The following is a 5,514-nucleotide window of genomic DNA, read 5'->3' on the forward strand; positions in this document are numbered from 1 at the left end:
GCGTTGAAATACAGAACCCCCGATGCGGTACATAGGGGGTTCTGAGTAGAGAAATGCTAGTTGAAAATGTGTAAACCTATTTCAGGACTAGACAGCGCGGGAGCTGAGGTGCTGCTCCCTTTGCAATCTGTCTTAGAGGCTGGCGCAGATCTGCCACAGATCGTACTGGATAGCGGCAGCGGTCACTTCCCGGCCTGCGCCCGGCCCCTGGATCACCAGCGGGTTGGTACGGTAGCTGTCGCTCTCGATGGCGAAGATGTTGTCGCATGGCAAGAGGTTGGCAAACGGGTGATGGGGCTCCAGCGCCTCCAGTCCGACCCGCGCCTTGCCGTCATGCTCAAAGCGGGCGACGTAGCGCAGTACCTTGCCGAGGCGCTTGGCCCCTTCGAAGGCGGTCTGGATCGGGCCATCCAGCTCTTTCAGTCTGTCCATGAACTGATCGGCTGTCACCTTGCGCAGCGTGACGGGCACCAGATTCTCCAGCTCGATATCGGCGGAGTCGAGCTCGAAGCCCGCTTCCCGCGCCAGAATAAGCAGCTTGCGCCGTACATCCTGACCGGAGAGATCCTCGCGGGGATCCGGCTCGGTCAGGCCGTGTTGCCATGCTTCGTCCACCAGCTCGGAGAAGGGGCGAGTGCCGTCATACTGCTGGAACAGCCAGGAGAGGGTGCCGGAGAAGATGCCGGAGACCCCCTGAATGCGGTCGCCGCTCTGACGCAGCATCTGGATGCTGGACTGGATTGGCAGCCCGGCGCCCACGGTGGCGTTGTAGCGCCACTGCACCTGGTGGTCGCGACAGGTCTGTTTGATGCGCTGGTAGAACTCGCTGTCGGCAGCACCGGCAAACTTGTTGGCGGCGATGATATGAATGCCGAGCTGGGCAAAATCCGGATAGTAGCGGCTCACCGTTTCGCTGGCGGTCATGTCCAGCGCAACCAGCGCATCGAAGCCGTGCTGCTCAAGCTGGGAGAGCAACTCCGGCCAGATCAGCGGTTTGGGGTTGAAGTTGTCCTGTACCTTGAGGGGGTTGAGTCCCTCTTCATCCAGCAGGCCGCCTTCCGAGCTGAACACCCCGTAGAGGGTGAGTGCCAGATTGAGTTCATGTTCCAGCCGTGCTTTTTCGCGGGCATAGAGGCTTAGCCAGTGGCCGCCGATATTGCCCTTGCCGAACAGCACCAGACCGACCCGGGTCGGGCGGCTGAAGAGGGCGCTGTGCAGGGCGATGAGCAGCGGCTCAAGCACTACCTGACGCAGCACGGCCACCAGACTCAGGCCATCTCGGGCCACCTGTACGAACTCCAGCGGTTGATCTGCCAGCAGCTGATAGAAGCGATGACACTGCTCCGCGTTGTCGGTGACACCGGCGCCGACCAGCGCCACCAGACTGAACCCCTCTTTCTGGATGAGGCCGGTGAAGCTCCCTTGCAGCTGGAAGTCGCGCAGCAGCTCGAAGGCGCCTTGTGCCACCTCGAGGGTGTAGGCGAGACGCAGGATCCGGCGATCCGGCTGGCGCTGCAGGGTGAGCGGGTTGAGGCGGTGACGGGCCAGATGGGCCTCGATGGTGGCCACCGTCTGCTCATAGTTGGTCTGCGGCAGCACCTTCAGCTCGATGAGGGCGATCTGATCCACCGAGGAGACGATGCGGGCGCCGCCGGAGCGGGGGGCGCGGCGCAGGATATGGGTGCAGCCCTCGTCCGGGTTGTAGCTGCAGCGCAAAGTGAGGCGCTGGCGGCTGTCGGCCACAGGTTGCAGGGTGCGTGAGTGCAATACCGAAGAGCCAAGACGGGCCAGCTCGTTCGCTTCCGCGAGGCTCAGGCGCTCCAGCAGACGTGCTTCTTTCACCCGGCGCGGGTCGGCGCTGTAGACCCCGGCCACATCGCTCCAGATGGTGGTGGATTCGCCGTCCGCCAGCAGCGCCAACAGGCTGGCGCTGTAGTCGGAGCCGTTGCGACCGAGCAGCAGGGAGCGCCCCTCCATGTCGGCAGCGATAAAGCCGGTCACTACGATGCGGCCGGCATGCTCCGCCAGTCGCGCCTTGAGCAGTTCGCTGGAGAGGGCGGTATCCACCTTGACCAGAGCGCCATCCTCGGCCCGCAGGAAGCTGCGGGCATCGAGCCAGATAGCCTTGTCGCCGCGGCTGGTGAGCAGGGCAGCCAGCAGGCGAGCCGACCACACCTCGCCAAAGGCGAGCAGGCCGTTGCGGGCGAAGCGATCAAACTGTCCCTCCAGCGTTTTGGCGATCAGTTGCATGTCGTCGGCCAGTTGCTTGCTCAGATCGAGCTGCAGTTCACCCTCCAGCAGGCCGTCGATCAGGCTCTGCTGATAGGCCTGCAGGGCCGAGATGGCTTCACCGGCGGCTTCGTCCCCCGCTTCGGCCAGCTCCACCAGCTGGATCAGTCGGTTGGTGGTCTTGCCGGCGGCGGAGACCACGATCAGTTCATCCCCGCCCACCTGTTGTTCAACGATACTGGCGACCCGGCGATAACAGACCGGATCCGCCAGACTGCTGCCACCAAATTTGTGGACGTGACGTCGCTTCAATCCTGCTTCTGCTGCCACCGCGATCTCTCCTTGTTGCTGCTGTTCCATTAATTCGCTACCTGTTCTGCCTGCTGCGCCTGTTCAAAAGCCTGAGCCAGATCGGCCACCAGGTCTTCACCGTGTTCAATACCGACCGACAACCGCAGCAGCTGGGCGCTGATACCTGCTGCCTGCTGCGCGACCGGGGTCATGGCCCTGTGAGTCATGCTGGCCGGATGGGCCACAAGACTCTCCACCCCGCCGAGGGACTCGGCCACCGAGAAGAGGGTGAGGGCCGCGAGGAAGGCGCGAATGCCTGTCTCGCTGCAATCGAGTTCAAAACTTAGCATGGCGCCGAAGCCGGACTGTTGACGGCGCGCAATATCGTGGCCCGGATGGCTCGGCAGGCTGGGGTGATAGATGCGTTTCACCAGCGGCTGCTGTTGCAGGAAGGCGAGGATGCGGTCGGTGTTCTCCTGATGGGTGCGTAATCTGGGGGCCAGAGTGCGCAGGCCGCGCAGGGTGAGGTAGGAGTCGAACGCCCCGGAGGTGAGCCCCAGACAGTTGGCCCACCACACCAGCGACTCGGCCAGTGCTGCCTCCTTGGCAATCGCCACTCCGCCCACCACGTCGGAGTGACCGTTGATGTACTTGGTGGTGGAGTGCACTACCACGTCGGCACCAAGTGCGAGCGGCTGTTGCAGCAGGGGGGAGAGGAAGGTGTTGTCCACCACCACCTGTGCACCCACCTCGTGGGCGGCGCTGGCAATGGCGCTGATATCCACCACCCGCAGCAGCGGGTTGGAGGGGGTCTCGACCCATACCAGCGCAGGCTTCTGGGCCAGAGCGGCGGCCAGAGCGGCCTCATCCCCCTGATCGACAAATTGCACCCGGTAGTGTCCCTTGGTCGCCAGATACTCGAACAGGCGCCAGGTGCCGCCGTAGCAGTCGTGAGGGGCAATCAGCAGATCCCCAGCCTTGAGCAGGGCAGTGGTGACCAGATGGACAGCGCCCATGCCGGTGCCGGTGACCACGGCGCCAGCGCCCCCTTCCAGCGCCGCCAGCGCGTCCGCCAGATTGGTGCGGGTCGGATTGCCGGAGCGGGCATAATCGTATTGACGGGGCTCACCAAAGTCGGCAAAGGTGTAGTTGCTGGAGAGGTAGATGGGGGGCACCACGGCACCGTGCTGTGTGTCTGTCTCAATCCCGGTGCGAACCGCCAGGGTGGCCTTGTGGGTCATATCACTCTCCTTGATGTCTCTTCACACGCCGGCATCTTGCTGCCACGCGCCATCCCGCCATTGCGGGCTCATGGACAACCACACTACGCCAGCTGAAAAAAGCCGTCAACACTTCCAGACGTCTAAATGGCTTTGCTGTTGGATTGCCATTAATTTCCTTAAGGGTTAAAATCCGCGCTCACGGCTAAATGAGAACAGGTGAGTCATGGGAACAGAGTGGAACGGCGACTACGTCAGCCCCTACGCGGAACACGGTAAGAAGAGCGAACAGGTCAAGAAGATTACCGTCTCGATCCCGCTCAAGGTGTTGAAAGTGTTGACCGATGAGCGCACCCGCCGTCAGGTGAACAACCTGCGTCATGCGACCAACAGCGAGCTGCTCTGTGAGGCCTTCCTGCACGCTTTCACCGGCCAGCCGCTCCCTTGCGACGAAGACTTGCGCAAGGATCAACCGGACAGTGTCCCGGCCGAAGCGCGCGCCATCATGGAAGCGCTGGGCAAAGAGATCGAAGATTTCGACAAGGAATAACCCCCAATGACGCGGCCCTGGCCGCGTCATTGCTATCAGCCATGTCCCGCTTCAGCCTGCGCCACTATCACCACCACGTTTGCAGCCATAGTCACGACTTTGCCCAGTTGGTGATCCCCCTCGACGGCCCCCTCGAGATCGAGGTGCAGGGCCATGGGCGCTGGCTTGCCCCCGGTTCTGCCTGCATCATCGCTCCCGGCGAGCGACACGACTACGCCGCCGATCCCGCGCTTTCGTTTCTGGTGCAGGAGAGCGACTGGCTGCCCGGCGATCTGGCAGCCCGCCCCTTTATCGAGCTGGATGAATCCCAGCGTCACTACCTCGCTTTTCTGCACCGCATGGTGGCCGAAGGGCGGCAGGTGGCGGGCATGGAGCAGGTGTGGCTCTCCCTGCTGGCGGAAGGGCAGGGGATGCAGAGCGCAGCCATTCCACGCCTTGCCGCCCGCATCCTCAAGGTGCAACGCCATATCGATGCAAACCTCGCCGCCCCGCTGACCAATCAGCAACTCGCCGCCATCGCCTGCCTTGGCCAGAGCCAGTTCAAGCTAGCCTTTCGCCAGCAGTTGGGGGTGAGCGTCTCCCACTACATTCGCAGTCGGCGCATGGCACTGGCGCGCACCCTGCTTGCCGGCACGCAGCTGTCCGTTGGCGAGATTGCCAGCCGCTGCGGTTACCAGAATCAGGGGGCCTTCAGCGAGCGCTTCCTGGCCGAGAGCGGGCTCACTCCGTCCCTCTGGCGCCAGCAAAACGGCCACCTGCCGTAACGAAACGGCTGATCGCCGAAGACGGGATGCTCTCTTTGGGCCATGCTGCGGGTCATGCAAGGTGCACGATAAACAGGAGCCGAAATGGAGACGATTAGCTGGCAGGATTTCGAGATGGTGGAGCTGAGGGTGGGTACTCTGGTGCGGGTCGAGCCGTTCCCCGAGGCGCGCAAACCGGTCTACAAGGTGTGGGCGGATTTTGGCCCCGAACTGGGGATACGCAAGAGCAGCGCCCAGATCACCGCCCTCTACCAGCCAGAGCAGCTGGTGGGCCGCCAGATCATCGCCGTAGTCAACTTCCCGGCCAAACAGATAGGGCCGTTTCAGTCTGAATTTCTGCTGACAGGTTTCTACCGGCCGGATGGCGCCGTAGTGATGGCTATCCCCGAGCAGGCGGTGGAGAACGGAGCCAGGCTGGGCTGAGTTCACACCCGAACAGAGACAAGAGAGGCGACCCCGG

General features: G+C 63.0%; 5 protein-coding genes. 3 read left to right on the plus strand and 2 right to left on the minus strand.

Annotation, left to right across the window (positions count from 1 at the left end; all coding sequences use genetic code 11):
* Positions 1–132: 132 nt before the first annotated feature.
* Both AB5Y92_RS10860 and metB read right to left on the minus strand, forming a co-directional pair.
* Complete coding sequence (locus AB5Y92_RS10860; protein ID WP_368226757.1) at positions 133–2,589, minus strand: bifunctional aspartate kinase/homoserine dehydrogenase II; 2,457 nt, start codon at positions 2,587–2,589, stop codon at positions 133–135.
* Positions 2,589–3,761 (minus strand): cystathionine gamma-synthase, encoded by a 1,173-nt coding sequence (metB, locus tag AB5Y92_RS10865; RefSeq protein ID WP_368226758.1) that lies wholly within the window; start codon positions 3,759–3,761, stop codon positions 2,589–2,591. The genes AB5Y92_RS10860 and metB overlap by 1 nt, the downstream gene beginning before the upstream one ends.
* Before the next feature lie 205 nt (positions 3,762–3,966).
* On the opposite strand from metB, the gene metJ reads away from it, so the two are divergent.
* From metJ to AB5Y92_RS10880, 3 genes are all read left to right on the plus strand, one after another.
* Positions 3,967–4,290, plus strand: a complete 324-nt coding sequence (metJ, locus tag AB5Y92_RS10870) for a met regulon transcriptional regulator MetJ (RefSeq protein ID WP_005340251.1) — start codon at positions 3,967–3,969, stop codon at positions 4,288–4,290.
* 41 nt (positions 4,291–4,331) lie between these two features.
* Positions 4,332–5,054, plus strand: a complete 723-nt coding sequence (locus tag AB5Y92_RS10875; protein ID WP_164536010.1) for an AraC family transcriptional regulator — start codon at positions 4,332–4,334, stop codon at positions 5,052–5,054.
* 84 nt (positions 5,055–5,138) lie between these two features.
* Entirely contained in the window at positions 5,139–5,477 is a 339-nt protein-coding gene (locus tag AB5Y92_RS10880) for a tRNA-binding protein (protein WP_164536011.1), read from the plus strand.
* Positions 5,478–5,514 lie beyond the last annotated feature (37 nt).

Origin of the sequence: Aeromonas sp. R1-1, from assembly GCF_040908495.1 — a bacterium.
Lineage (GTDB): Bacteria > Pseudomonadota > Gammaproteobacteria > Enterobacterales > Aeromonadaceae > Aeromonas > Aeromonas veronii.